19 protein-coding genes are annotated in these 25,683 nt (G+C 59.7%); 5 read left to right on the forward strand and 14 right to left on the reverse strand.

Annotated elements, in window-relative coordinates:
- Positions 1-249: 249 nt before the first annotated feature.
- Positions 250-918 carry a polysaccharide lyase family 7 protein gene (locus AB4O41_RS19070; RefSeq protein WP_460144281.1) on the reverse strand — a complete coding sequence of 223 codons (669 nt, stop codon included), beginning with the start codon at positions 916-918 and terminating at the stop codon, positions 250-252.
- Positions 919-1,233: 315 nt separating this feature from the next.
- Here AB4O41_RS19070 and AB4O41_RS19075 point away from each other — a divergent pair, with 315 nt between their 5' ends.
- From AB4O41_RS19075 to AB4O41_RS19085, 3 genes are all read left to right on the forward strand, one after another.
- Positions 1,234-3,357 carry a putative bifunctional diguanylate cyclase/phosphodiesterase gene (locus AB4O41_RS19075; RefSeq protein ID WP_460144282.1) on the forward strand — a complete coding sequence of 708 codons (2,124 nt, stop codon included), beginning with the start codon at positions 1,234-1,236 and terminating at the stop codon, positions 3,355-3,357.
- A gap of 45 nt (positions 3,358-3,402) precedes the next feature.
- Complete coding sequence (locus AB4O41_RS19080) at positions 3,403-3,894, forward strand: M48 metallopeptidase family protein (RefSeq protein ID WP_460148378.1); 492 nt, start codon at positions 3,403-3,405, stop codon at positions 3,892-3,894.
- Between the two features lie 100 nt (positions 3,895-3,994).
- Positions 3,995-4,291 carry a winged helix-turn-helix domain-containing protein gene (locus AB4O41_RS19085; RefSeq protein ID WP_007894945.1) on the forward strand — a complete coding sequence of 99 codons (297 nt, stop codon included), beginning with the start codon at positions 3,995-3,997 and terminating at the stop codon, positions 4,289-4,291.
- Between the two features lie 127 nt (positions 4,292-4,418).
- Here the strand turns inward: AB4O41_RS19085 and AB4O41_RS19090 are convergent, their stop codons facing one another.
- Positions 4,419-4,871 carry a GNAT family N-acetyltransferase gene (locus AB4O41_RS19090; RefSeq protein ID WP_460144283.1) on the reverse strand — a complete coding sequence of 151 codons (453 nt, stop codon included), beginning with the start codon at positions 4,869-4,871 and terminating at the stop codon, positions 4,419-4,421.
- A 259-nt stretch (positions 4,872-5,130) separates the two neighbouring features.
- On the opposite strand from AB4O41_RS19090, the gene AB4O41_RS19095 reads away from it, so the two are divergent.
- The gene (locus AB4O41_RS19095; RefSeq protein ID WP_460144284.1) at positions 5,131-5,868 is read left to right on the forward strand and encodes a substrate-binding periplasmic protein; all 738 of its coding nucleotides are present in this window, start codon (positions 5,131-5,133) and stop codon (positions 5,866-5,868) included.
- Between the two features lie 129 nt (positions 5,869-5,997).
- Here AB4O41_RS19095 and yccS read toward each other — a convergent pair whose 3' ends face one another.
- The 9 genes from yccS to betI form a co-directional block, all read right to left on the reverse strand.
- Positions 5,998-8,181, reverse strand: coding sequence for a YccS family putative transporter (gene yccS, locus AB4O41_RS19100; RefSeq protein WP_460144285.1), 2,184 nt, complete (start codon positions 8,179-8,181; stop codon positions 5,998-6,000).
- Between the two features lie 256 nt (positions 8,182-8,437).
- On the reverse strand, positions 8,438-9,616 hold the full coding sequence (locus AB4O41_RS19105; RefSeq protein ID WP_460144286.1) for a BaiN/RdsA family NAD(P)/FAD-dependent oxidoreductase: 1,179 nt from the start codon (positions 9,614-9,616) through the stop codon (positions 8,438-8,440).
- 131 nt (positions 9,617-9,747) lie between these two features.
- Positions 9,748-11,085, reverse strand: a complete 1,338-nt coding sequence (dbpA, locus tag AB4O41_RS19110; protein ID WP_229768771.1) for an ATP-dependent RNA helicase DbpA — start codon at positions 11,083-11,085, stop codon at positions 9,748-9,750.
- Between the two features lie 262 nt (positions 11,086-11,347).
- Positions 11,348-12,775, reverse strand: a complete 1,428-nt coding sequence (gene mdtD, locus AB4O41_RS19115) for a multidrug transporter subunit MdtD (RefSeq protein ID WP_460144287.1) — start codon at positions 12,773-12,775, stop codon at positions 11,348-11,350.
- A 137-nt stretch (positions 12,776-12,912) separates the two neighbouring features.
- A complete protein-coding gene (locus AB4O41_RS19120) occupies positions 12,913-14,262 on the reverse strand; it encodes a TldD/PmbA family protein (protein WP_460144288.1) in 1,350 nt (449 codons plus the stop codon).
- Positions 14,262-15,704 (reverse strand): TldD/PmbA family protein, encoded by a 1,443-nt coding sequence (locus tag AB4O41_RS19125; protein ID WP_460144289.1) that lies wholly within the window; start codon positions 15,702-15,704, stop codon positions 14,262-14,264. The genes AB4O41_RS19120 and AB4O41_RS19125 overlap by 1 nt, the downstream gene beginning before the upstream one ends.
- 256 nt (positions 15,705-15,960) lie before the next feature.
- A complete protein-coding gene (gene betA, locus AB4O41_RS19130) occupies positions 15,961-17,664 on the reverse strand; it encodes a choline dehydrogenase (protein WP_460144290.1) in 1,704 nt (567 codons plus the stop codon).
- A gap of 217 nt (positions 17,665-17,881) precedes the next feature.
- The gene (betB, locus tag AB4O41_RS19135; protein WP_460144291.1) at positions 17,882-19,354 is read right to left on the reverse strand and encodes a betaine-aldehyde dehydrogenase; all 1,473 of its coding nucleotides are present in this window, start codon (positions 19,352-19,354) and stop codon (positions 17,882-17,884) included.
- A gap of 111 nt (positions 19,355-19,465) precedes the next feature.
- On the reverse strand, positions 19,466-20,059 hold the full coding sequence (gene betI / locus AB4O41_RS19140; RefSeq protein ID WP_460144292.1) for a transcriptional regulator BetI: 594 nt from the start codon (positions 20,057-20,059) through the stop codon (positions 19,466-19,468).
- A gap of 380 nt (positions 20,060-20,439) precedes the next feature.
- Here betI and AB4O41_RS19145 point away from each other — a divergent pair, with 380 nt between their 5' ends.
- Positions 20,440-22,389 (forward strand): BCCT family transporter, encoded by a 1,950-nt coding sequence (locus tag AB4O41_RS19145; RefSeq protein ID WP_460148379.1) that lies wholly within the window; start codon positions 20,440-20,442, stop codon positions 22,387-22,389.
- Between the two features lie 226 nt (positions 22,390-22,615).
- Here the strand turns inward: AB4O41_RS19145 and choV are convergent, their stop codons facing one another.
- The 3 genes from choV to AB4O41_RS19160 all read right to left on the reverse strand — a co-directional run bounded on the left by choV (position 22,616) and on the right by AB4O41_RS19160 (position 25,664).
- On the reverse strand, positions 22,616-23,794 hold the full coding sequence (choV, locus tag AB4O41_RS19150) for a choline ABC transporter ATP-binding protein (protein WP_123359169.1): 1,179 nt from the start codon (positions 23,792-23,794) through the stop codon (positions 22,616-22,618).
- A complete protein-coding gene (gene choW, locus AB4O41_RS19155) occupies positions 23,791-24,636 on the reverse strand; it encodes a choline ABC transporter permease subunit (protein ID WP_123359168.1) in 846 nt (281 codons plus the stop codon). The genes choV and choW overlap by 4 nt, the downstream gene beginning before the upstream one ends.
- A gap of 77 nt (positions 24,637-24,713) precedes the next feature.
- Positions 24,714-25,664: a choline ABC transporter substrate-binding protein gene (locus AB4O41_RS19160; RefSeq protein ID WP_007907523.1), complete on the reverse strand. Its 951-nt coding sequence runs from the start codon at positions 25,662-25,664 to the stop codon at positions 24,714-24,716.
- Positions 25,665-25,683 lie beyond the last annotated feature (19 nt).

Consider the following 25,683-nt stretch of genomic DNA (forward strand, 5'->3'; position numbering starts at 1 on the left):
CTGATGTCGATCAGTGAAGAGAGGAAGTTGGATATAAAGAACCTGTGGCGAGGGAGCTTGCTCCCGCTGGGGCGCGAAGCGGCCCCCAAAAAGAGGGACTGTTGCGCAGCCCGGCGGGGGCAAGCTCCCTCGCCACAATGGATGGATTCCTACGAGATTTTCGGAGCTGAAGATCAAAAGATCGCAGCCTTCGGCAGCTCCTAAGAGGACGCGTAACCTGAGCTGCCGGAGGCTGCGATCTTTTAGGGATTACGTATCGTGATCGATATCCAGCTTGCTGAACGTCACTTCCCCACCCTCGCTGGTATATCCGGTGTTGTCCTGCACATAAACGCCAGCCTTGAAGTACAGCGGTTTATCCCGCCACATCGCGCTGATGTCGGTGTCCCATGAGTAACCCACCGCACTAATGCCCAATGCACCGCCAGGGCTGAGGTGGATGAGGTAGGAGAATTCCTGATTGAGTTTCACGCCGGTGGCGATGGTGATGACCCGGGCGGTGTCGTCGTCGGGGTGCATGCGGACTTTGGCGACGATGTTGCCGGTTGCGCTGGAGTCTTTGTATTGATATTCGACCTTCACCATGGGCTTCTGGCTGTTGTAAGCATGGATCTGGCCAATGACGATCTTGCCCGAACTGGGTACCTGGCTGACCGAAAGGGTCGCCCGCAGGGAGTTGTCCGCGTCGGGGTAGTACCAGTTTTTCAGCGTGCCGTTGCTGTAGGTTTCGCGCAGTTCGGTGCGAGGGTAGATTGCGTTTTCAGTGCGGGTGCCGGTTACCGGGGACCAGAAAAACAAGGTGCCGGTGTCGGAGTGGAAGTATTGATCCTTGAAGCCGTCCACCAGTTTGGTTGTTTCAACGGTGTACGGCGGACTGCCGACAGGAACGCTGAGGTTCCAGGTTGCGAGATCGATCATATTCGAGCTTCCACTTTTTCTGTACGCACGTGCCAGAAGCTCTAGCGCGCGCCTTCGGGCCGTCTTTATAAGCGTAGAACGGTTATTTGTTAATGCCCGTTTGGCAGATGGTTGACGTCAACATCCTGTCGAAATGCCATCTTTCCCGGTTTACGGGGGCTGTAGGACTGACCGTTAGTCGGCTATGTGAAACTTTACTGAAGTGATAGCACTCTGGCTGCTTCTGCTTTCGCAGATCCGGGTCTAGAGTGAAGTCGCACTATGTGTCCGGTTTTCACAAGAGACCGGCCTGAGGTCCAGCACAAGAGATGCAGCATGGAATGCGCACAACCTACGCCAGCTGAAGGCAGCTCAATCCTTTTAATTGTTGATGATTACCCCGAAAACCTGATCAGCATGCGCGCGTTGTTACAGCGCCAGGACTGGCAGGTCATCACCGCGGCTTCCGGCTTTGAAGCGCTCAGCCTGTTGCTCGAACACGACGTCGACTTGGTGCTGCTGGATGTGCAGATGCCAGGTATGGACGGTTTCGAAGTGGCGCGCTTGATGCGTGGCAGCCAGCGTACCCGCCTCACGCCGATCATTTTCCTTACCGCCAACGAACAATCCCAGGACGCCGTGATCAAGGGCTACGCCAGTGGTGCGGTGGATTACCTGTTCAAACCGTTCGACCCGCAAATTCTCAAGCCCAAAGTCCAGGCCCTGCTCGAGCATCAGCGTAATCGCCGTGCCTTGCAGCAGTTGAGCCATGACCTGGAGGTCGCCCGAGCCTTCAATGCCTCGGTGCTGGATAACGCCGCTGAAGGCATTCTGGTGGTGGGCGAGGACGGGCTGATTCGCTTTGCCAACCCGGCAATGTCCCGCCTGCTCAACGCCACGGTGCATGAGCTGCAAGGCAAAGAGTTTCTCGATTTCCTGCAAAAACCGCACATCCCGATCTGGGCTGACTCCGAATTGTTTACCGGCTACAAACGCGGTGAAACCCTGCGCCTGCACGATGCATTACTGCGTACGGCGCCCGGCCAGCAAGTGCCGGTGGCGTTGTCCTGTGCGCCGTTGCCCGCCGAACAACAGGCCATGGTGGTGACGGTGCTGGACATGTCGGTGGTGCGCCATCTGCATCAGCAGCTGGAGTTTCAGGCGGTGACCGATCCGCTGACCGGGCTGCTCAATCGCCGGGGTTTCTATCAGACCGCTGAAAACCTGCTGCTGCGCGGCGAACGCTCCGATAGTACCTGGGTGCTGTTGTACCTGGACCTCGACGGCTTCAAGCGGGTCAATGATTCCCTCGGCCACGATGCTGGCGACCGGGTGCTGCGTTGGGTCTCCGAGCAGCTGAAGGCCTGCCTGCGGCCCTTCGATATTCTGGCGCGGATGGGTGGCGATGAGTTCACCGCGCTGCTGGATCTTGAGCACCCCGAGCAAGCGGCGAAGATTGCCGAGAAGCTCATCGAGCGGGTATCGATCTGTCAGCAAATCGAAGGCATGGACATCGCCTTGGGCGCCAGCATCGGCATTGCCACTTACCCCGATTGCGGCGCTAATCTCGACGGGTTGATGCGCGCGTCCGACATCGCCATGTACGAAGCCAAACGTGCCGGGCGTCAGCAATATCGCTTCTACGATCACGAAATGAATGGCCGGGCGCGCTCGCGGCTGATGCTCGAAGAGAGCGTGCGCACGGCCATCGAGAACCGAGATTTCAACTTGGTGTATCAGCCTCAAGTGGCCATTGCCGACGGGCAGATTCGCGGGTTCGAGGCGTTGCTGCGTTGGCAGCATCCGAGTGTCGGCGATGTTCCACCGGGGCTGTTTTTGCCGTTGCTGGAAGAGGCGCGGTTGATCAGTCGCCTGGGCAGCTGGATTTACCATCGAGGGGCCAAACAGCGAAAAGCCTGGGAAACCTTGTTTGCCGAAGACTTGGTGCTGGGTGTCAGTTTGAGCAGCACGCAGTTCGGTTTGCCCAACCTGGTCACCGAGCTGCGTCAGGTGCTGGAGCGCCATGGTTTGAAACCGCGGCAGCTGGAGGTCGAGGTCACGGAAGAGGCCTTGATGCTTAACCCCGACGAAACCCGCAAGCAATTGCGTTTGCTGCGCAATCTGGGGGTTCGGGTGGCGCTGGATGACTTTGGCTCCGGGGCTTGTTCGCTGGCACACCTGCGAGACCTGGAACTGGACACGCTCAAACTCGACCGGCATTTGATCGCCCGGTTGCCGGGGTCCGAACGGGATGCGGCGCTGGCGCGCAGTGTCATCGATTTGTGCAAGCAGTTCGGTCTGCTGGTCATCGCTGAAGGGGTGGAGACAGTGGCGCAATATGAGTGGCTGCAAGTCAACGGTTGCCAGTACGTGCAGGGGTTCCTGGTCGCGCGACCGCTGATGGCCGAGGACACCCGTCACTTTGTGGAACCGTTCGACTGGAGCGCGCTGACGAATTGAATTCGTTACACTGGCGACCTTTTCGTGACTCGTGTTGCCGCCCCAATGACCGCGTTGAAATACCTCCAGGCCTATCCCGCTGCTTTGCAGGACCAAGTGCGCCAGCTGATCGCCGAAGGTCGACTGGGCGACTACCTGAGCCAGCGGTATCCAGAAAAGCACGGGGTGCAGAGCGACAAGGCGCTGTACACCTATGCCCTGGATCTCAAGCAGGAATACCTGCGTAATGCCCCGGCGATCGACAAGGTGTTGTTCGACAACCGTCTGGACCTGACCCACCGCGCGTTCGGCCTGCACACCGCGATTTCCCGGGTGCAGGGCGGCAAACTCAAGGCCAAGAAAGAAATTCGCGTCGCCTCGTTGTTCAAGGACGCGGCGCCACAGTTCCTGAAAATGATCGTGGTGCATGAGTTGGCGCACTTCAAAGAGTCGGATCACAACAAGGCGTTCTACAAGTTGTGCGAACACATGTTGCCGGGGTATCACCAGGTGGAGTTCGATTTGCGGGTGTACCTGACTTGGCGGGATATGCAATAGAAGATCAAGATCAAAAGATCGCAACCTTCGGCAACTGCTACGCGCCTGCGGGCGCTGCCGAAGGCTGCGATCCTTTGATCTTCTAACAAGGAGCGCATGGATGGACGTGAGCAAGACCAAAAGCAGCTTCTACCGCCGTTTGTACGTGGCGTACCTGATCGACAGCGGACTGGCCAGCAGCGTCCCGGCGTTGACCGAAGTCACCGGCATGCCCCGGCGCACGGCCCAGGACACCATCGCAGCATTGGCGGATCTGGATATTGTTTGTGAATTCGAGCAGGAAGAAGGCGCGCGTAACCATGCGGGGCGCTATCGGATTCGCGAGTGGGGGGCGATTGATCGGGGGTGGATCGAGCGCAATCTGCGGCAGATCAAAGCGGTGCTGGAATATCCCTGAATGCCTGCGGTGACAGGGCTGACGTCATCGCGAGCAGGCTCGCTCCCACAATAGATCTTCTGTGTGGCTTAAATAAAATTCCCACCAAAAGTCCAATGTGGGAGCGAGCCCGCTCGCGATGGGGCCCTCAGGAACGACGCATCCCGATATGCGGAATGTCATCCTCCAAATATTCCTCACCCACCACCACAAACCCGTACCGTCCGTAGTACCCCTGCAAATGCGCCTGGGCCGAGAGGTAGATCGACACTTCAGGCCAGTGCTTTTCGGCCTGTTTCAACGCCTGGCTCATCATCTCATGCCCAAGCCCGATGCCGCGTGCAGCGGGAGCAATGATCACCCGGCCAACCACCACGTCGCCGCCCTGTAGTTCCGGGTCGAGCAAGCGCAGATAGGCCACCAGTCGATCCCCGTCCCAGCCCATCAAATGGCGGGTATCACCTTCCAGGTCCTGGCCATCGATGTCTTGATAAAGGCATTTCTGCTCGACGACGAATACCTCGGCACGCAACTGCAAAATGGCATACAGCTGCTCTTTCCCCAGATCGCTGTGATGTTTGCAGACCCAATCGATTGTCATCTTCAGATTCCTTGAGCAACGTAGCTCCGATATTAAGCGTCCGGATGCGGAATGTCTTGATGGCAGAGAAATCTGTGACAAAGGCCAAAATGCCATCATTCATTTCTCGCGAGATTGTCTTCTTTGTGTAATCTGCGATGAAGCTCTGTGCAATGTTGTCGATAAGCTAATGTGAGGACCTGGGTTTCGCCGTTAGAGGGGCCTTGGAGTTTTGGCTGAGAAACACGTCGGGCAGTCCGCCCGCTAAGGATTTTCTGGCATGCCGCGATTGCATCGAGCGTTTGCTTTGATTGGATTGCTGTTGCTGACACAGAGCGCGGCAGCGGAAAAGCTGCGTCTGGTAGCCGATGCCTGGCCACCTTTTACCGACGCGACGTTGGTCAATGGCGGATTGGCCACAGACATCGTCAGCACCGCGCTGGCACGGGCCGGTTATGCCAGTGATTTCGAACAAGTGCCCTGGGCGCGAGCCTTGTTTGGGGTAGGCGAGGGGCGTTACGACGTGCTGGTCAACGCCTGGTACACTGATGAACGCACGAAACTGGGGCAGTTTTCCGGCGAGTACCTGCTCAACCGCGTGCGCTTTCTCAAGCGCAAAGACACGCCGATCGAATTCAGCAATCTGCAACAACTGAACACCTACCCGATAGCGGTGGTACGCGGTTATGCCTACTCGCAAGCATTCGATGACGATGTGTCGTTGCAGAAAGTACCGGTGCATAACTTCGCCATGGCCGTGCGCATGGTTGCGGCCGACCGGGTCAAGCTGACCCTGGAAGACGAGTTCGTCGCCCGGTATTACCTGGCTCGGGAATCATCCAGGGTACGCAATTCCGTGGAGTTTTTGCCCAAGCCATTGAGCGAGAACAGCCTGCATATTCTGGTGAGCCTGAAGAACCCCCAGCATGAACAGATCGTCGCCGGGTTCGACCGTGAGATTGCGGCAATGAAGGCCGATGGGAGTTATGAGAAGTTGCTCAAGCAGCATGGGATGTGATGGGTTTGATCCGGTGTTTGTGTTGAAGCTGCTGGCGTCATCGCGGGCAAGCCCGGCTCCCACAGGATTTGCACAAACCTGTGGGAGCCGGGCTTGCCCGCGATGACGTCAGACCAGTCACTACAAATCTCAGGCCTCGCTAGTGTCCTTGATGAGATGCGCCGCCAACGTCCGCAACGGCCCCAGCTGCCGGCAGATCAACGCCAGTTGCGTCTGCACCAACCGCTGTCCTTCATCGATCTCATCCGGCATCTGCTCAAGCCCATTGGCCAGCGCTTCTTCCTCATCACTCTGAATCGCAATCGGCTGTTTGCTCGCCAGGCCTTTGGCGATTTCGTCGAGGCTGGCGGCCAGGTTCACACCGGCGCCGTCGATCAAATGCTCGCGCACATCCGACGGTAGTTGGGTTTCGCGGTGTGCTCCCAGCCCCGATAAATAGCTGAGCAAGGTGTGCGACAACACCAGGAAACGGAACCCGACATCCGCTTCCTTGCGGAAGTGCCCCGGCTCCATCAGCATGTTGGCCAGCGTTGTCGACAACGCGGCATCGGCGTTGTGCGCGTTGCGTCGGGCCAGGCGATAAGCCAGGTCGTCGCTTTTACCTGCGGCGTATTGCTGCATGATCTGGCGCAGGTAAATGCTGTTGCAGGTGAGGGTGTTGGCCAGCACTTTGTTCAGGCGTCGACCCTGCCAGTCCGGCAGGAACAGAAATACCGCCAGCCCGGCGATCAGGCTGCCGAGCAAGGTATCGAACAGTCGCGGCAGAAGCAGCCCATAACCATCGCCCACCTGGTTGAAGCAGAACAGCACCATGAGGGTGATCGCGGCAGTCGCCAAGGTGTAGCGGGTGGTGCGGTTGGTAAAGAACACCACCCCGGCAACAATGGCGAAGCTCGACTGGATCAACGGGTTCGGGAACAGATCGAACAGCGCCCAGGCCACGGTCAGGCCAATGGCGGTGCCAATGATTCGCTGCCCGAGTTTGCGGCGGGTGGCGCCGTAGTTCGGCTGACAGACAAACAGCGTGGTGAGGATGATCCAGTAACCTTGCGATGGGTGGATCAAATGCACCATGCCGTAGCCGATGCTCAACGCCAGGGGCAGGCGCAGGGCGTGGCGGAACAATAACGAGGTCGGCGTCAGCTGCGTGCGCAAACGTATCCAGACATCCTTGAGGCTGCGTGGCGAACGGTCGAGCAGGCTGCTATCGGTGGCGTCTGCGAGCGCATCGGGGTTACTGGCGTCGCTGAGCAAACGGTCGAGGGTGCCGAGGTTGGCAGCCAATGCTCGCAACGAACGCAGCAGACCGCGCCAGGCCGGATTGCTCTGGATGCGCAGGTGTTCGAGGGAAGCGTGCAGGTCGTTCAGGGCCTCGGCGAAGCTTGCGTCATAGATGAACGGCTGGCGCATCTGGATCGATTCGGCCAATGCGCGGCAAGCCTTGCCTTGCTGGCGCAGCAGGCGCTGACAGCGGAACAGCACGTCGCTGTGGAAGAACGCTTCGGCCAGCGCGTTGTAGGGGTAGTGCGAGGAACTGGCGCGCTCGTGGATGTCCTGGGCGAGAAAGTACAGCTTCAGATAACGACTGACTTTTACGCCCGGCCGACCGTCGCCGACCCGATGCAGAATGATTTCCTTGGCGGCGTTCAGGGCCGCCACCACCCGACCGTTCTGTTGGGCCAGTTCCAGCCGCTGCGCTTCCACGTCCAGCTGCCGGATCGGTTCGAACAGCGACGATTTCAGCTTCAGGTAATAACCCAGTTCACGAAACAGCCGCGCCAGGCTCTGCTGTACCGGCTGGTTGGAAAACAGCGCCTGCCACAGCACCGAGAGCAAGCCGTACCAGGCCGCACCGGACACCAGCAGCACCGGCTCGTGCCAGAAATCAGTGACCGCGCCACCGCGTTGGTCCACGCCGATCATGGTGTAGACCGACAGAATCAGTGTTGCCGAAGCAATCGCGCCATAACGTTCGCCCAGCGCGCCGAGCATGGTCAGGCAAAAGCTGGCCAGTGCAAAGGCGATGATAAAGAGGACGGGGTAGGGAAAGAGCAGTTCGACGGACAGGGCGGCGACCATAAAACACATCAGCGTCACGGCCAGTGCGTTGAGGCGACCCTGCCAACTGTCGTCGGTTTCGGCCAGGGCGCTGGCGATGATCCCCAGGAACAACGGGATCAGCAGCCCCATTTCATCCTGATACCAACACAGCGCCATGCTGCCGGTCAGGGCGATGAATACCCGCACGCTGTAGCTGAATTTATCCAGCGCCCAGAGGCGACGCAGAGACTGCCGAAATGTGGTCGATGACATGAAGTGCGAAGGCCTTCCGAGGCAATGACGCTAAATTGAGCCACTAATGACGCCGACGCAATGGCGCCGATCACATCTGACAGCAAAATCTGTTCCCGGGAGTATGAGGGATCTGTTGCCGATCAAAAATTCTGTGGTTGGCAGAGAAATCTGTGGGAGCGGGCTTGCTCGCGAAGAGGCCGGTACATTCAACATCTAGGTTGACTGTCAGACCGCCTTCGCGAGCAAGCCCGCTCCCACATTTAAATTTTGTTTGTCAGGCGTATTGCGCGGCGGCGTAACCGGAGGCCCAGGCCCACTGGAAATTGAAACCACCCAGATGCCCGGTAACGTCGAGCACCTCGCCGATGAAATACAGGCCGGAGCTTTTCAGCGATTCCATGGTCTTGGACGACACTTCCCGCGTATCGACGCCGCCCAGGGTCACTTCAGCAGTGCGGTAGCCTTCGGTGCCGGCCGGCACGACTTTCCAGCTCGCCAGTTTTTCGGCGATGTCCGCCAGTTCGGCGTGGGTGTACTGCTTCATCGGTTTGGAGACGAACCAGTTGTCCGCCAGCAGGTTGGCCATCTTCTTGGTGAAGATTTCACCGAGCAGGGTTTTCAGCTCACTGTTGGGGCGTTCGGCCTGCTGCTGTTGCAGCCAGCTCGGCACGTCGTGATCCGGCATCAGGTTGATCTCCACCGTGTCGCCGGATTCCCAGAACGACGAGATCTGCAAAATCGCCGGCCCGCTGAGGCCGCGGTGGGTGAACAGGATGTTCTCGCGGAAACTCTGGTCGTTGCAGCTCACCAGGCAATCCACCGATGTACCGGACAGCTCGGTGCAAAGCTCCTTGAGCTGATCGGTGATGGTGAACGGCACGAGGCCGGCGCGGGTCGGCAGCAAATCGTGGCCGAACTGCTTGGCCACTTGATAACCGAAACCGGTGGCGCCGAGGGTCGGAATCGACAGGCCTCCGGTGGCGATCACCAGAGACTCACAGGTAATTTGGTCGAGGGTGGTTTGCAGCAGGTAGCCGCTTTCCATTTTTTCGATGTGCTGGATCGAGGTGTCCAGGTGCAGGCTGACGCCGACCTGATCGCACTCGTTGAGCAGCATTTCGAGGATGTCGCTGGATTTGTTATCGCAGAACAATTGGCCGAGTTTCTTCTCGTGGTATGGCACGCCGTGTTTGGCCACCAGACCGATGAAATCCCACTGGGTGTAGCGCGCCAGCGCGGATTTGCAGAAGTGTTCGTTCTGCGAGAGAAAATTGCTCGGTTCGGTGTACATGTTGGTGAAATTGCAGCGCCCACCGCCCGACATGAGGATTTTCTTGCCGGCCTTGTTCGCATGGTCGAGCAACATCACCTTGCGCCCGCGCCCGGCGGCGGTCAGCGCACACATCAACCCTGCGGCGCCAGCGCCAATGATCACGACTTCGGTAGAGCGCAAAACGGTGTCCTCACACAATGATCGTTCCCACGCTCTGCGTGGGAATGCCGCCACGGACGCTCTGCGTCCGCCGTTATGTGACGCGGAGCGTCACGGGATGCATTCCCACGCGGAGCGTGGGAACGATCAGGTTAGAGGATGCGCACGCGCAACGAGCGGCCTTTGATTTTACCGTCGTTCAGGCGCTGCAAGGCTTGCTTGGCGATACCGCGTTCCACGGCCACATAGGCCTGGAAGTCGAAAATCGCAATCTTGCCGACCTGAGCGCCCGGAATGCCGGCGTCGCCGGTCAGTGCGCCGAGAATGTCGCCCGGACGAACCTTGTCTTTACGGCCAGCGCCGATGCACAGCGTGCTCATTACCGGCAGCAGCGGTGCTCCGCCCTGGGACTTGAGGTTGTCCAACTGATCCCAGCTCAACGGCGACTTCTGCAGTTGCTCGATGGCTTGGGCGCGGTGCGCTTCGGACGGGGCGACCAGGCTGATCGCGATGCCTTTCTCACCGGCACGGCCAGTACGGCCGACACGGTGAATGTGGATTTCCGAATCACGGGCCAGTTCGACGTTGATCACCATGTCCAGCATATCGATGTCCAGACCGCGAGCGGCGACGTCGGTGGCGACCAGTACCGAAGTACTGCGGTTGGCGAACATGGCCAATACCTGATCGCGGTCACGCTGTTCCAGATCACCCTGCAGACCCACGGCGGAGATGCCTTTGGAGGTCAGGTGATCAACGGTTTCCTGAACCTGCTGCTTGGTGAAGCAGAAGGCAACGCAGGACGCCGGACGGAAATGCGCGAGGACTTTGACCACCGCGTCCATACGCTCTTCCGGAGAGATCTCGTAGAAGCGCTGCTCGATCTGCGTATCGTCGTGGAACGCCTCGGCCTTCACGATCTGAGGGGTGCGCATGAATTTCGACGCGAGTTGCTTGATGCCCACCGGGTACGTGGCGGAGAACAGCAGGGTCTGGCGGCGCTCCGGGGTCTGGGCGATGATTTCTTCGATGGAATCGTAGAAACCCATGTCGAGCATGCGGTCGGCTTCGTCGAGGATCAGCGTGTTCAGGCCATGGAGCACCAGCGAACCCTTGCGCAGGTGTTGCTGGATACGACCCGGGGTGCCGACGATGATGTGCGCGCCGTGCTCCAGCGAGCCGATCTGCGGGCCGAAGGACACGCCGCCACACAGGGTCAGTACCTTGATATTGTCTTCGGCACGGGCCAGACGACGGATTTCCTTGGCAACCTGGTCAGCCAACTCGCGAGTCGGGCAAATGACCAGCGCCTGGCAACCGAAGAAGCGTGGATTGATCGGGTTCAGCAGGCCGATACCGAAGGCGGCGGTCTTGCCGCTGCCGGTCTTGGCTTGGGCGATCAGGTCCATCCCCTTGAGGATCACCGGCAAGCTTTGCGCCTGGATCGGCGTCATCTGGGCATAACCGAGGGAGTCGAGGTTAGCCAGCATGGCGGCGGACAGCGGCAAAGTATTAAAAGCGGTGGCGATGGTGGTCACGGGACGGGCCTGCAAAACAAAATGTCGCGCAGTGTATCAGTCCCATGGCCATTCGCCCGTAGTTTCCAGACGAGAAGTCGCCGAGCGCAGACCAGGCAAGGCGAAAATAGGCGAGAAACGGCTGGGGTCGCACTCGACTTGGCTTTAGCCAATGAGCATTCCGAGCCTGTTTTCAACGCAGCATGGTCGAGCGCAGGCACTTATCGTCTGGAAACTAAGGCTCGATGTGTTCTTCCGGACCCCTGACGCGCCGTCCGTCAGTTCTAGACAGCTGCGAGAAGATCGTTGCAGCCAGCATCGCCATGATTCCGACTGTCACAAACGTCAGCTGGAACGCGCCCAGGACCGTGTCCACGCCGTCGTTGCCGATCTCCGCCGTGAAGCCTCCGAGCAGGGCGCCGGCGCAGGCCACACCGAGGCTCAGGGACAATTGCGCGACCACCGACAGCAAACTGTTGCCGCTGCTGGCACTGGCGTCGTCAAGGTCGATCAGGGTGACGGTGTTCATTGCGGTGAACTGCAAGGAGTTGATCGCCCCCAGAATCGCCAACTGAGCCAGCAGCAGCCAATACGGCGTCTGCTCGCTGACCAGGCCCATGCTTGCCAGCATGATCCCCAGCGCCAGTGTGTTGCCGGTCAGCACGGTGCGGTAGCCGAAACGTTCGATCAACGGCCGCGCCACTGACTTGGCGACCATCGCGGCCGCGGCCAAGGGCAGCATGCTCATCCCGGCCTGAGAGGGCGAGTAGCCCAGCGCCACTTGCAGCAGCAATGGCACCAGGAACGGTAATGCGCCGCTGCCGAGGCGAGCGAACAGGTTGCCGAGGATGCCCACGGCGAAGGTCCGGGTTTTGAACAACGATGGCGCAAACAGCGGATTGTCTACGTGCCCGGCCCGCAGCCAATACGCCGCCAGACAGGCCATGCCGCCAAACAGCAGCAACATCACCCGCAAGTGCGGCAGGTGCAGCTCGCCGAGGCCTTCCATGGCGATGGTGATCAGTACCATCGCCGCGCCAAACAATAAAAAGCCCAAGCTATCGAAGCGGGTGCGCTCAGTGCCGCGCAGGTCGGGTATGAATTTCCATACCGCGTAGCAACCGAGGACGCCCACCGGCAAATTGATCAGGAAGATCCAGTGCCAGGTCAGGTATTGCACCATCCAGCCGCCCATGGTCGGGCCGATCAGCGGGCCAAGCAGGCCAGGGATGGTAATGAACCCCATGATCCGCACCAGATCCGAGCGCGGATATGCGCGCAGCACCACCAATCGCCCGACCGGCAGCATCAAGGCGCCCCCCAAGCCCTGAATCACCCGGGCGCCGATGAGCATGCTCAGGGTGCTGGACAAGGCGCAGAGCAATGAGCCGAAGCTGAACAGGAGGATCGCGCCGAAGAAAATTTTCCGGGTGCCGAAGCGGTCGGCGATCCAGCCGGAGGCGGGGATCAGTAAGGCGACGGTGAGCATGTAGGCGATGATGACGCCCTGCATGCGCAGCGGGTCTTCGGCCAGGTCCCGGGCCATGGCGGGGAGGGCGGTGTTGAGGATTGTCCCGTCGAGGGATTGCATGAAGAAGGCAATGGCCACAACCCAAGGTACCCAGCGGGCGGTGACAGCGTCGAGAGGTGGGCGGTTGGGCATGGGACCTCTTGTTGGCGGAGATGATCGTTCCCACGCTCCGCGTGGGAATGCATCCTGTGACGCTCTGCGTCACGCCTGCAATGGGACGCCGAGCGTCCCGGGCGGTGTTCCCACGCAGAGCGTGGGAACGATCTGTGTCAGAGCGTCAATGTAAGTCGGCTGACGAGCGCACCCGGCAATAACGCCGAAGCAGTCGCCCGCTGACTGTAGGTGCTGGCCGACAACATCAGCTCACGTTCCTCGGTCAACGCTTCCAGCTGCGAACCGAGCAGGCTGTAGACGCTGTCATCGAAACGCATGGTGCTGACCGGTGCCTGAATCTCGCCGTTCTCGACCCAGAAGGTCGCAAATCGCGTCATACCGGTCAGGCGCGCCGCCGGTTGGTCCGAGTAGTTCAGGTACCACAGGTTGCTGATGTAGAGCCCGGTGCCGAGGCGCTTGAGGATCTCCGCCTGCTCCAGATTGCCGCCTTGCATGACCAGCGCTGTCGGGTATTCATGGCTGCTGGCGCCGTTGGCAGTAAGGTCGTATTCGGCGGCGCTGCGGGAGCCGATCAGTCGGGCATTGGCCATGCCTTTGGCGATCAACCCCAGATCATCGCGAGGATAACCTTCGTCGGAAAACGCCGGGCTCAAGGAACCGCTGACCTGCTCACTCAACCCTACGTCGGGACTGAAGCAGGCTTCGCTGGCGTAGAACTTCTGCAATGGGCTCTGTTTGCTGGCAATCGCCTGGGCCGAAAACCCGCCCCAGCTCAACATGCCCATGATTTCTTCCAGCGCTGCCGGCGCCAGGTAGGCGCGGTATTCGCCGGGCGGCAGCGTGCGCAATGGCCGACCCAGAAACGCCAATTGCTCGCGGGCCTGCTGGAAGCGCCTGGCAAACCCTTCGCTGTTCCAGTCGTGCCCGGCATAACTGGCTTTCACTGCCTGACCGTTTTCATGAAACAGGCTGAAATCGAAGTTGAAGCTGTTGGCCTGATGCCAGCCGAATGCGCCCGAGGAACTGGCGAAACCGCGACTGATGGGACCTGCGGCATAGAAGCCGACCAGATCCAGCCCTTCGGCAGCCTGAGTGATTTCAGCGACCACCTGCTCAGTATCCGGCAGGGGATGATCCTGAACGTTGTTGCTCTGCCAGTCGTTCTGGTTAAGCAGCAGGTATGGATCCTGAGGCAACAGTGGCAGGGTTTCGCGCAACTGTTGCAGGCCTTCGGCCAGACGCTGAAGATCGACTTCGGGGTCGCCCGACAGCGTGATATTCAGATCGGCATGACGACCATCGTTAATCAGTTTGAACCCGACACTCGCCTGCTGCACCTGCCCGGCCTGACGGACTTTGGCGTGGTTGAAGCGCACGAAAGCCGACGACTCGGCGGCGTAACTGAGGGTGAATTGCTCCGGCGTGCGAAGTGCATCGCGCAACCAATTGACCAGGTCCTTGAATGACTCGGCCTGGCTATTTGAAGTGCTCGTGGAAGTACTCATCAGGCGTCTCCTCCAAACACATCAACATTGCTGAACACACAGACCGGCGAAGCATGGCCGACGCGGATTACCTGGTTCGGTTCGCCCTTGCCGCAGTTCGGCGTGCCTAGCACTTTGACGGTGTTGGCATCGCCGACAGCGCTGAGGCTTTTCCAAAACTGTGCGGAAATCGCCCGGTAGTTCGGGTTCTTCACCACACCCTTGAGTTCGCCGTTTTCGATCAGTTGGCCCCATTCGCAGCCAAACTGGAATTTGTTGCGCGCATCATCGATTGACCACGAACGGTTGGTGCTCATCAAAATGCCGTGCTCGATATTGCCGATCAGTTGCTCCAGCGGCTGATCGCCGGGCTCGATGTTGAGGTTGGCCATGCGGTCGATCGGCGGGCGGTTCCAGCTGCACGCGCGGCTGTTGGCAACGCCATCCATGCCGGCGCGAAATTGCGACAGCGCACCGCCCAATGGCCGCAGCAACAAACCTTCTTTAATCAGAAATTGCTTGCTGGCGGCGCTGCCGTCGTCGTCATGCCCATAGCTGGCGATTTGCTCGGGGATGTCCGGGTCGAACGTCACGTTGAGCAGTTCGGAGCCGTACTGCAGGCGGCCGAAGTCTTCTGCCTTGACGAAACTGGTGCCGGCGTAATTGCGCTCATCGCCCAGGATGCGGTCCAGTTCCAGTGGGTGACCGATGGACTCGTGGATCTGCAGCATCATCTGGTCGGGCATCAGCAACAGATCGCGCGGGCCTTGCGGGGTGTTTGGCGCCAGCAGCAATTGCAGCGCCTGATCGGCGACTTTCGGGCCGGCACCGATCAGGCCGCAACGGCTGATCACATCAAAGCCGCCCTGCTGGCCGAAATTCTCGCGGCCCAGGGTACGGGTCTGGCTGTCGCTGCCGTCGTAGGCGGTGACGTCCACGCTCGGGTAGACGAAACGCTGGGCCTGACGCAATTCGGCGCCGGCGCTGTTGAGGTAGATTTGCTCGACATTGGTGATGCCGATGCTCGCCTGCCAGTTCACCAGTCGCTCGTCCTTGGGCACGGCGGCGGATTCGGCGCCGAGCAATTGGTAGCAATCGCTCAGGGACGGAAAGGGCTGGTCGAAGTTGGGCGAGAAATAGTCGGCGCGGTCGCTGGAGACGGCTTGCTCGCGCAGGTCGAGGAGGGCGTGAGGCTTGAGTCGACGGGCTTGTTGCTCGGCTCTCTCCAGCGCGGCTTGCAGGCCGGATTGGGACAGATCGTTGGTTGCGGCATAGGCTTCGACGCCGTTGACCCGAACGGTCAGCATCGCGCCTTCGTCACGGCTCAGGCTCGGCGGTTCGGCGACGTTCTTGCGCACCGACAGGTACTGGCCGGACTCGCGCACATAACGCAGCGAAAAGAATTCAGCGCCCGTGCGCAAGGCAGCAAAACGCTGCTTGAGCTGGGGGTGGAAATCGAACATTCGGGAACCTCCTTGGTATGGAGTGGCGGTACATCGATGTTGCGAGGGGGGTGAAGCGTTTGCGTGGCGCTAGATTAGGCCTGGGCGGGGGGTAGATCAAGGGCGGAGCGGTGTAGGGAGGGATTGCCAGGATGTGTCAGAGGTTGTGTGTTGGTTGGGCTGGCCCCTTCGCGGGCAAGCCTCGCTCCTACAGGGGGAATGCGATTCCCTGTAGGAGCGAGGCTTGCCCGCGAAGGCCGCGCCTCGGTATTACGACTTACTGAGCAGTCAGGCTCACATCCCGCAACGGCTTGCCACGCACCGGTGCATCACCGGCCACGTAATAGGCGGCCTTGCTACGCGGCAATGGCTTGCGACCGCGGATCTTGTCGGCGATTTTCTCGGCCATCATGATCGTTGGCGCGTTCAGGTTGCCGGTGGTGATGATCGGCATGATCGAGGCATCGACCACGCGCAGGGCCTGCATGCCGTGCACACGACCTTCGCCATCGACCACGGCCATCTCGTCGGTGCCCATCTTGCACGAGCAGGACGGGTGGAACGCGGTTTCGGCGTGCTCGCGGATGAACTTGTCCAGCTGCTCGTCGGTTTGCACGTCGATGCCCGGGCTGATTTCGCGGCCACGGAAGGCGTCCAGTGCAGGCTGCTGCATGATTTCACGGGTCAGGCGGATGCCATCGCGAAATTCCTGCCAGTCCTGCTCGGTGGCCATGTAGTTGAACAGAATGCTCGGGTACTGGCGCGGATCCTTGGACTTGGCCTGGATGCGACCGCGGCTCGGCGAACGCATCGAGCCCATGTGCGCCTGGAAGCCGTGCTCTTTCACACCGTTGCTGCCGTTGTAGTTAATCGCCACCGGCAGGAAGTGGTACTGAATGTTTGGCCATTCGAAGTCTGGGCGGGTGCGGATGAAACCACCGGCCTCGAACTGGTTGCTGGCGCCGATGCCGGTGCCGTTGAACAGCCACTCGGCACCGATGGCCGGCTGGTTGTGCAGCAGCAGCGACGGGTACAGCGAGACCGGTTGGGTGCAGGCATATTGCAGGTACAGCTCAAGGTGATCCTGCAGGTTTTCACCAACACCCGGCAGGTCGTGGACCACCGGAATGTCGAGTTTCTTCAGCAGTTCGGCCGGGCCGACGCCGGAGCGTTGCAGAATCTGCGGCGAAGCGATGGCGCCGGAGCACAGCAGCACTTCCTTGCGGGCGCGGGCTTCAACGCGCTCTTCAGCGGCGCCGATCAGGTAACGCACGCCGACCGCACGCTTGCCTTCGAACAGAATCTTGTCGGTCAGGGCGTGGGTGACGATGGTCAGGGTCGAACGCTTCTTGGCGACGTCCAGGTAACCGCGAGCGGTGCTGGCGCGGCGGCCGTTCGGCGTCACGGTGCGGTCCATCGGGCCGAAACCTTCTTGCTGGTAGCCGTTCAGGTCTTCGGTACGCGGGTAACCGGCTTGCACGCCTGCTTCAACCATCGCGTGGAACAGCGGGTTGTTGCCGGCTTTCGGCGTGGTCACGCTGACCGGACCGTCGCCACCGTGGTAGTCGTTCGGGCCGATGTCACGGGTTTCCGCCTTGCGGAAATACGGCAGGCAATCGAGGTAGCTCCAGTCTTCCAGACCGGGCAGCTTCGACCAATTGTCGTAGTCCATCGCGTTGCCGCGTATGTAGCACATGCCGTTGATCAGCGAAGAACCACCCAGGCCCTTGCCGCGACCGCATTCCATCCGGCGACCGTCCATGTGTGGCTCTGGATCGGTTTCATACGCCCAGTTGTAGCGACGACCTTGCAGCGGGAACGCCAGGGCGGCCGGCATTTGTGTGCGGAAATCCAGACGGTAATCCGGGCCACCCGCTTCGAGCAGCAGGACGGTGACGCCTTCGTCTTCAGTCAGACGGGTCGCCAAGGTGTTACCGGCCGAGCCGGCGCCGATGATGATGTAATCGAATTCTTGGGACATTGAATGCACCCTCTTTGGTGTTGGGTCAGGTCGCGGGTCGCCGATACACCACTCACTTGTGGCGAGGGAGCTTGCTCCCGCTCGGCTGCGCAGCAGTCGCAAGTCAGCGACCGTGTTCTGTCTGAAGGAATGCGGTGCCTGGAGTGGGGCCGCTTCGCAGCCCAGCGGGAGCAAGCTCCCTCGCCACAAAGGGCCGCGACTCCAGAACCGCGTCAGATCAGAACACCGAGGCGTAATCGCCCAGTTCGACCTGTACCGATTTGATGCGTGTGAAGTTGTTCAGCGAGCTGATGCCGTTCTCACGACCCACGCCCGACTGCTTGTAGCCGCCGACCGGCATCTTGGCGTCGGACTCGCCCCAGGCGTTGATCCAGCAGATACCGGCTTCCAGTTGATGGATCACACGGTGAGCACGGTTCAAGTCTTTGGTGACGACGCCAGCGGCCAAACCGAACTCGGTGTCGTTGGCACGACGGATCACTTCTTCTTCGGTTTCGTAAGTCAGGATGCTCATCACCGGGCCGAAGATTTCTTCGCGAACGATGGTCATCTCGTCGGTGCAGTCGGTGAACACGGTCGGTGCCACGAACGCGCCTTTGGCGAATTCACCGTCGGTCAGACGATCGCCGCCGCACAGCAGGCGAGCGCCTTCTTCCTTACCTTTGGCGATGTAACCCAGCACGCTTTCCATGTGGGCGAAGCTGACCAGCGGGCCGAAGTTGGTGTTTTCGTCTTCCGGGTTGCCGACGCGAATGCGTGCAACGCGCTCAGCGATCTTGGCTTCGAACGCAGCTTTCAGATGGCTCGGTACGAACACGCGTGTGCCGTTGGTGCAGACCTGACCGGAGCTGTAGAAGTTGGCCATCATCGCGGTGTCGGCGGCGCGATCCAGGTCGGCGTCGTCGAAAATGATCAGCGGGGATTTGCCGCCCAGTTCCATGGTCACGTCTTTCAGCGACGAGGCGGAAGCGCTGGCCATTACCTTCTTGCCGGTGTCGGTGCCGCCGGTGAAGGAGATTTTTTCGATGCGTGGGTGCTCGGTCAGCCAGGTGCCGACTTCACGGCCACTGCCGGTCAGAACGTTGAATACGCCAGCCGGAACGCCAGCTTCGGTGTAAATCTCAGCCAGTTTCAGGGTAGTCAGGGAAGTGACTTCGCTTGGCTTGAAGATCATCGCGTTACCGGCCGCCAGGGCAGGTGCGGATTTCCACAAAGCGATCTGGATCGGGTAGTTCCAGGCGCCGATACCGGCCACGACGCCCAGCGGCTCGCGACGGGTGTAAACGAAAGACGTGGTGCGCAGTGGAATCTGCTCGCCTTCGATGGCTGGCACCAGGCCTGCGTAGTACTCCAGCACGTCAGCACCGGTAACGATGTCGACGTAACGGGTTTCGGAGTACGCCTTGCCCGTGTCCAGGGTTTCCAGCGCGGCCAGTTCATCGTTGCGCTCGCGCAGGATGTCGACGGCGCGACGCAGGATGCGCGAACGCTCCATGGCGGTCATCGCGGCCCAGATTTTCTGGCCCTTTTCGGCGCTGACCACAGCGCGCTCAACGTCTTCCTTGGTCGCACGTTGTACGGTTGCGAGGACTTCACCGTTAGCCGGGTTGATGGCTTCGAAAGTGGCGTCGCTGCTGGCGTCACTGTAGCCGCCATCGATGTAGAGTTTTTGCAGTTCGAAACGGGCCATAAAGTCCTCGCAAGTGCATAAGTTGGTTGGCGTTAACCACTGGGGCGTGCCGTGTAGCGTTGGCGACGCTGATCAGTGGCGGTTCAGGGGCTGAGCGTTTTTATGTGTGCTCTAACTCACCTGCTTTGCCAGTTGGAAATCCATGTATTCGTAAGCGATCTGGTGCGCCTGCCCGGTGTCGAAAGCATCTCCCGACAGCGCGCCGCGCAACCACAAACCGTCAATGAGGGCTGCCAGGCCACGGGCGGCGCTGCGCGCTTGATCAAGCGGCAACACACGGCGGAACTGGCAGCACAGGTTGGAATACAGACGGTGATCGTTGATCCGCTGCAACCTGTGCAAAGACGGGTGGTGCATGCTGGTGGCCCAGAAGGCCAGCCAGGTTTTCATTGCCGGGCCATTGACCTGGCTGGCGTCGAAGTTGCCTTCGACAATCACCTGAAGATGAGCCCGTGGGCTGGTGTCCTCCAGCGCCTGACGGCGCGCGGTGACGTTCTCGCTGAGGACGCTCATCAGGTACTGCGCCGTGGCGGCGATCAGGCCGTTCTTGTCCCGAAAATAGTGACTGATGATGCCATTCGAGACACCGGCCAAACGGGCGATCAGCGCAATGCTGGCGTCCCCCATGCCGACCTGATCGACAGCCTGCATCGTGGCTTCGATCAATTGCTGGCGGCGGATGGGTTGCATACCGACCTTGGGCATCTTGCACATCTCCTTAGGCCTTCCGGTGGACGAAAAACGGCTACCGGATCGAAGGCCAGTCTATTTTGTTTTGATTGAACGTTCAATCAACAAAGAATAAGATCTGCGACAAATCGTCGCTACCTACAGGTTTTTCCTACGTGTAGTTGGCGGAAAAACGACATCCAAAAATGCTCGAAACCCATACGCGCAAGCGTCCCAAGGGTTTCGGGCTTTTTTCGGGGTGTCTTTATATCACCCGCCGGTCGGCTGCCAACTAACCGATTGGTAGGGTACCGCGTTGCCTTGTGTTCTTCTCTCGCACTGCCTGGAGCATCTGTGCCATGAGTTCTGCCTCTCTAATAAAGACCCCACCCGAGAAGGTGACGGTCAACGGTTGGGTGTTTTACACCTCTACCGCGCTGATCCTGCTGTTGACCGCCATTCTGATCATCGCCCCGCAAGAGGCCGGCAGAATGCTCGGCATTGCCCAGGCCTGGTTGTCCCGCAGCTTCGGCTGGTACTACATGGTGGTGATCGCCGCCTATCTGGTTTTTGTGGTTGGCCTGGCGTTTTCGTCCTACGGCAAACTCAAACTGGGCAGCAAGGACGACACCCCGGATTTCAGCTACGGCGCCTGGGCGGGGATGCTGTTCTCGTCGGGTATCGGCATCTCGTTGCTGTACTTCGGTGCTTCCGAGCCGCTGGACCATTACTTCAATCCACCGGAAGGCGTGGCCGGCAGCAACCTTGCGGCTCGTCATGCGGTGCAACTGACGTTCCTGCATTGGGGGCTGCATGGCTGGGCGATCTACGCACTGGTCGGCCTGGCCGTGGCGTACTTTGCTTACCGTCATAACCAGCCGCTGGCCTTGCGGTCGGCACTGTATCCGCTGGTCGGCGAGCGTTGGGTCAAAGGCGCGGCCGGTCATGCGGTGGACGGCTTCGGCATGTTCGTGACCTTGCTGGGGCTGGTGACGAACCTGGGGATCGGTTCGCTGCAAGTGTCGTCGGGGCTGGAAAACCTGTTCGGCATGGAACACAACAACACCAACCTGCTGATCGTGATCATCGTAATGAGCACCGTGGCGACCATCGCTGCTGTGTCCGGCGTGGAAAACGGTATTCGCCGTCTGTCCAACTTGAACATCGTGCTGTTCAGCGGTCTGCTGATTTTCGTGCTGTTGTTCGGCCCGACCCTGCACCTGCTCAACGGCTTTGTGCAGAACATCGGTGACTACCTGAACGGCGTGGTGCTGAAGACTTTCGACCTCTATGTGTATGAAGGCGACAGTGAGAAGTCCGACCGCTGGTTGGGCCTGTGGACCCTGTTCTACTGGGCCTGGTGGATTTCCTGGGCGCCATTCGTAGGCATGTTCATCGCGCGGATTTCCCGTGGTCGCTCGGTGCGTGAACTGGTAGCCGGCGTGCTGCTGATTCCGCTGGGCTTCACCCTGGCATGGCTGTCGATCTTCGGTAACTCGGCCCTGGACCTGGTGATGAATCATGGGGCGGTGGAGCTCGGGAAGACGGCGCTGGAACAGCCGTCGATGGCGATCTACCAGTTGCTTGAGCATTACCCCGCGTCGAAAATCGTGATCGGCGTGTCGATTTTTGTCGGCTTCGTACTGTTCCTGACCCCGGCGGATTCCGGCGCGGTGATGATGGCCAACCTTTCCTGCAAGGGCGGCAATGTAGATGAAGATGCGCCACACTGGCTGCGGATTTTCTGGTCGGCGGTGATCACCCTGGTGACCATCGGTCTGCTGTTCGCCGGTAACTTCGAAGCCATGCAAACCATGGTGGTGCTGGCGGGGCTGCCGTTCTCGGTGGTGCTGGTGTTCTTCATGTTTGGTTTGCACAAGGCCATGCGCCAGGACGTGCAAATCGAACAGGAGCAAGCGGAACTGGCGGCGCGTGGTCGTCGTGGTTTCAGCGAGCGCTTGACCCAGCTGGATCTGCAACCGAACCAGTCGATCGTTCAGCGTTTCATGGACAAGCAAGTCAGCCCGGCGCTGGAAGATGCGGCTGTGCAATTGCGTGCTCAGGGTCTGGATGTGCAGACGTTGCTGGGCAAGTCGAAACGCTGTATGGGCGTGCGGATCGAGATGGAAGAGGGCAACCCGTTTGTCTACGAAGTGAGCCTGGACGGTTATCTGGCGGCGGCGAGTGACACGGTGTCTGCTGAAAGTGCCGATGAACCGCGCGCACGTTACTACCGCGCCGAGGTGTACCTGCATAACGGCAGCCAGGACTACGACCTGATGGGTTTCACTCAGGATCAGATCACCCGTGACGTGCTCGATCAGTTTGAAAGCCATCGGCAGCTGCTTGGCCGGGTTTATAGCTAAGAAGTGAGTGGCGCGGTGTTTCTGTCTGAAGCACCGCGTCGCATTCATCGCGGGCAAGCCCGCTCCCACAAGATCAGGTTGTGACGCAAATATTGATCACGACACCGATCCCTGTGGGAGCGGGCTTGCCCGCGAAGGGGTCATCAGCCGCACAGCTGCGTGACCCGATATCCCGCAAACAAAAACGCCGCGATCATCTCGCGGCGTTTTTTGTGTCTGCTGCTTCTTACCCCAGGTTCTTGCCGAGCAGTGCGTGGTACAGCTCGCTGTCGCCCAGAATCCCGACCACCTTGTTGTTGTCGTGCAGAACCAGCTTGTTGCCGGTTTGATAACGAATCTGCAGCGCATCGCGCATGCCGATGTTGGAGTCCACCAGCGTTGGCCGACGACCCAAGCCTTCAACCGCTTGTCCCGGTATCCAGTTCTGCAGGTCCAGGCTTGAGCCGTTCTGGCGTGCGCCTTTGATGGTGTTGCCTTCGGCCAGGTCCAGCCACGAATCGCCGCCCGGATCCAGGCACACCGAACCGTTGATGCGTTTGCAGTTGTCCAGGGTGCGCATCAGGCTGCGACCGCACAATACGTTCAGCGGATTGGTGTGGGCGACGAAGGTGCGCACGTAATCGTCCGCAGGGTTCAACACGATCTCTTCTGGCTTGCTGTACTGGACGATCCGACCGTCTTTCATGATCGCGATACGGCTGCCGAGCTTCAGGGCTTCATCGAGGTCGTGGCTTACGAACACGATGGTTTTGTTCAGCTTGCTTTGCAGTTCCAGCAGTTCGTCTTGCAGGCCTTGGCGGATCAGCGGGTCCAGGGCCGAGAACGGTTCGTCCATCAGCAGAATGTCGGCATCCATCGCCAGCGCGCGGGCCAGGCCCACACGTTGCTGCATACCACCGGAGAGTTCGTCCGGCTTCTTGTTGCGCCACTGGGTCAGGCCCACCAGTTCGAGTTTTTCATCGACCAGTTTTTTCCGTTCCTTCTCCGGCCGGCCCTGCATTTCCAGACCGAAGCTGATGTTCTCGCGCACCGTCAGCCAAGGCATCAGGGCGAACTTCTGGAACACCATCGCGATGCGCTTGGTGCGCATCATTTTAAGTTCCGCCGGGGTGCAGGAAGCGATGTCGATCTGCTTGCCTTCATGCTCGACGAACAACTTGCCACGGCTAACGGTATTGAGACCGTTGATGCAGCGCAACAGGCTGGATTTGCCGGAGCCGGACAGGCCCATCAGCACGCAGATTTCACCTTTTTCGATGTCCAGCGTGGCTTTTTCAACGCCGACGATTTGCCCGGTCTTTTTCAGGATCTGATCACGGGTCATGCCCTGGTCGAGGAGTTTGAGGGCCTCGCGCGGGTCTTTGGAGAAGATCACGTCCACGTCTTCGAAGCGAATAATGCTCATGCGTCACCCCCTACTTTAGCGTCGGGTTGTTTGCAGATACGGTCGAGCATGATCGCCAGCAGTACGATCGCCAGGCCTGCTTCGAAGCCCAGGGCGATATCAGCAGTGTTCAGTGCGTTGACCACGGGTTTGCCCAGGCCGTCGGCGCCCACCAGTGCCGCAATCACCACCATCGACAACGACAGCATGATGCACTGGGTGATACCGGCCGCGATGCTTGGCATGGCGTGGGGCAGTTCAATCCGTGAAAGCAGTTGACGGCGCGAACAGCCGAAGGCTTTGCCGGCGTCCATCAATTCCTGCGGAACATCGCGAATACCCAGGTAGGTCAGGCGGATAGGCGCGGCAATCGCGAACACTACCGTCGAGATCAGACCCGGGACCACACCCAGACCGAAGAGGGTCAGGGTAGGAATGAGGTACACGAAGGTCGGCACGGTCTGCATCAGATCGAGCACCGGCCGCATCAATGTGTAGAACATCGGTTTGTGCGCGGCGACGATGCCCAACGGCACGCCGATCAGCACGCACACCAGGGTGGCGAACAACACCTGGGCGAGGGTTTCCATGGTTTCCTGCCAGTACCCCAGATTGAGGATCAGCAGAAAGGAGGCAATGACGAAAACGGTCAGGCCCCATTTGCGTTGAATGAAGTGTGCCAGTAGCGCGATGAGGCCGATCAATGCCAGCGGGTTGAACCAGGTCAGCGCGAAAGTCACGCCGTGGATCATCGTTTCCAGTGACACAGCGATTGCGTCGAAGGTGCTGGCGCCGTTTTGCGTCAACCATTCAACGAAGCCCGCGATGTACTGGCCTAAGGGTATTTTCTGATCAATCAGCATGGTAGTGAACGTCCGCATGCAAGGAAATAAACAGCCCGGGCGAGCTGGCTCGCCCGGCGTAAGCGATGCTTCCTAAATCAAGGCTGCGCGAGCTTGGCTTTCACGGCCTCCAGGCCAGGTTTACCGTCAATGGTGGTCACGCCAGCGAGCCAGGTATCGAGCACCTGTGGATTCTTTTTCAGCCAGGCCTTGGCGGCCGCGTCAGGCTTCATTTTGTCGTCCAGGACGTTGCCCATCAGCGTGCTTTCCATGTCGAGGGTAAAGACCAGGTTTTTCAGCAACTGACCCACGTTGCTGCATTCCTGTGCGTAACCCTTGCGGGTGTTGGTGTAGATGGTCGCCTGGCCGAAGTTCGGGCCGAAGTATTCGTCGCCGCCGGTCAGGTACTTCATCTTGAATCGAGTGTTCATCGGGTGCGGCTCCCAGCCCAGGAACACCACGGCGGTGTTGCGGCGCTGGGCGCGATCGACTTGCGAGAGCATGCCTGCCTCGCTGGACTCGACCACCTTGAAGCCGGCGTCTTTCAGGCCGAAGGCGTTCTTGTCGATCATGCTCTGGATCAGGCGGTTGCCGTCGTTACCCGGTTCGATGCCATAAATCTTGCCGTCGAGTTCTTTCTTGAACTTGGCGATGTCGGCGAAATCTTTCAGACCTTTGTTATACAACTCTTCGGGGACGGCGAGTGTGTATTTTGCGTTTTCCAGATTAGCGCGCAGCGTGTCCACGGTGCCGGCATCACGGTAGGCCTTGATGTCGTTTTCCATGGTCGGCATCCAGTTGCCGAGGAATACGTCCATGTTCTTGCCGTCGGCCAGGGACTTGTAGGTCACCGGCACGGAAATCATCGTTGTCTTGGTCTTGTAGCCCAGGGCATCGAGAACGACGCTGGTGGTGGCGGTAGTGACGGTAATGTCCGTCCAGCCGACATCGGAGAAGTTTACGGTGCTGCATTGGGCCGGTTCTGCGGCTTGAGCCAGAAACGGCAGACTCAGCATGGCGGCCAACAACAACGACGGGGAACCTTTCATAAGGGGCGACTCCTTGGTG

Source organism: Pseudomonas sp. S2_A02 (assembly GCF_054668495.1).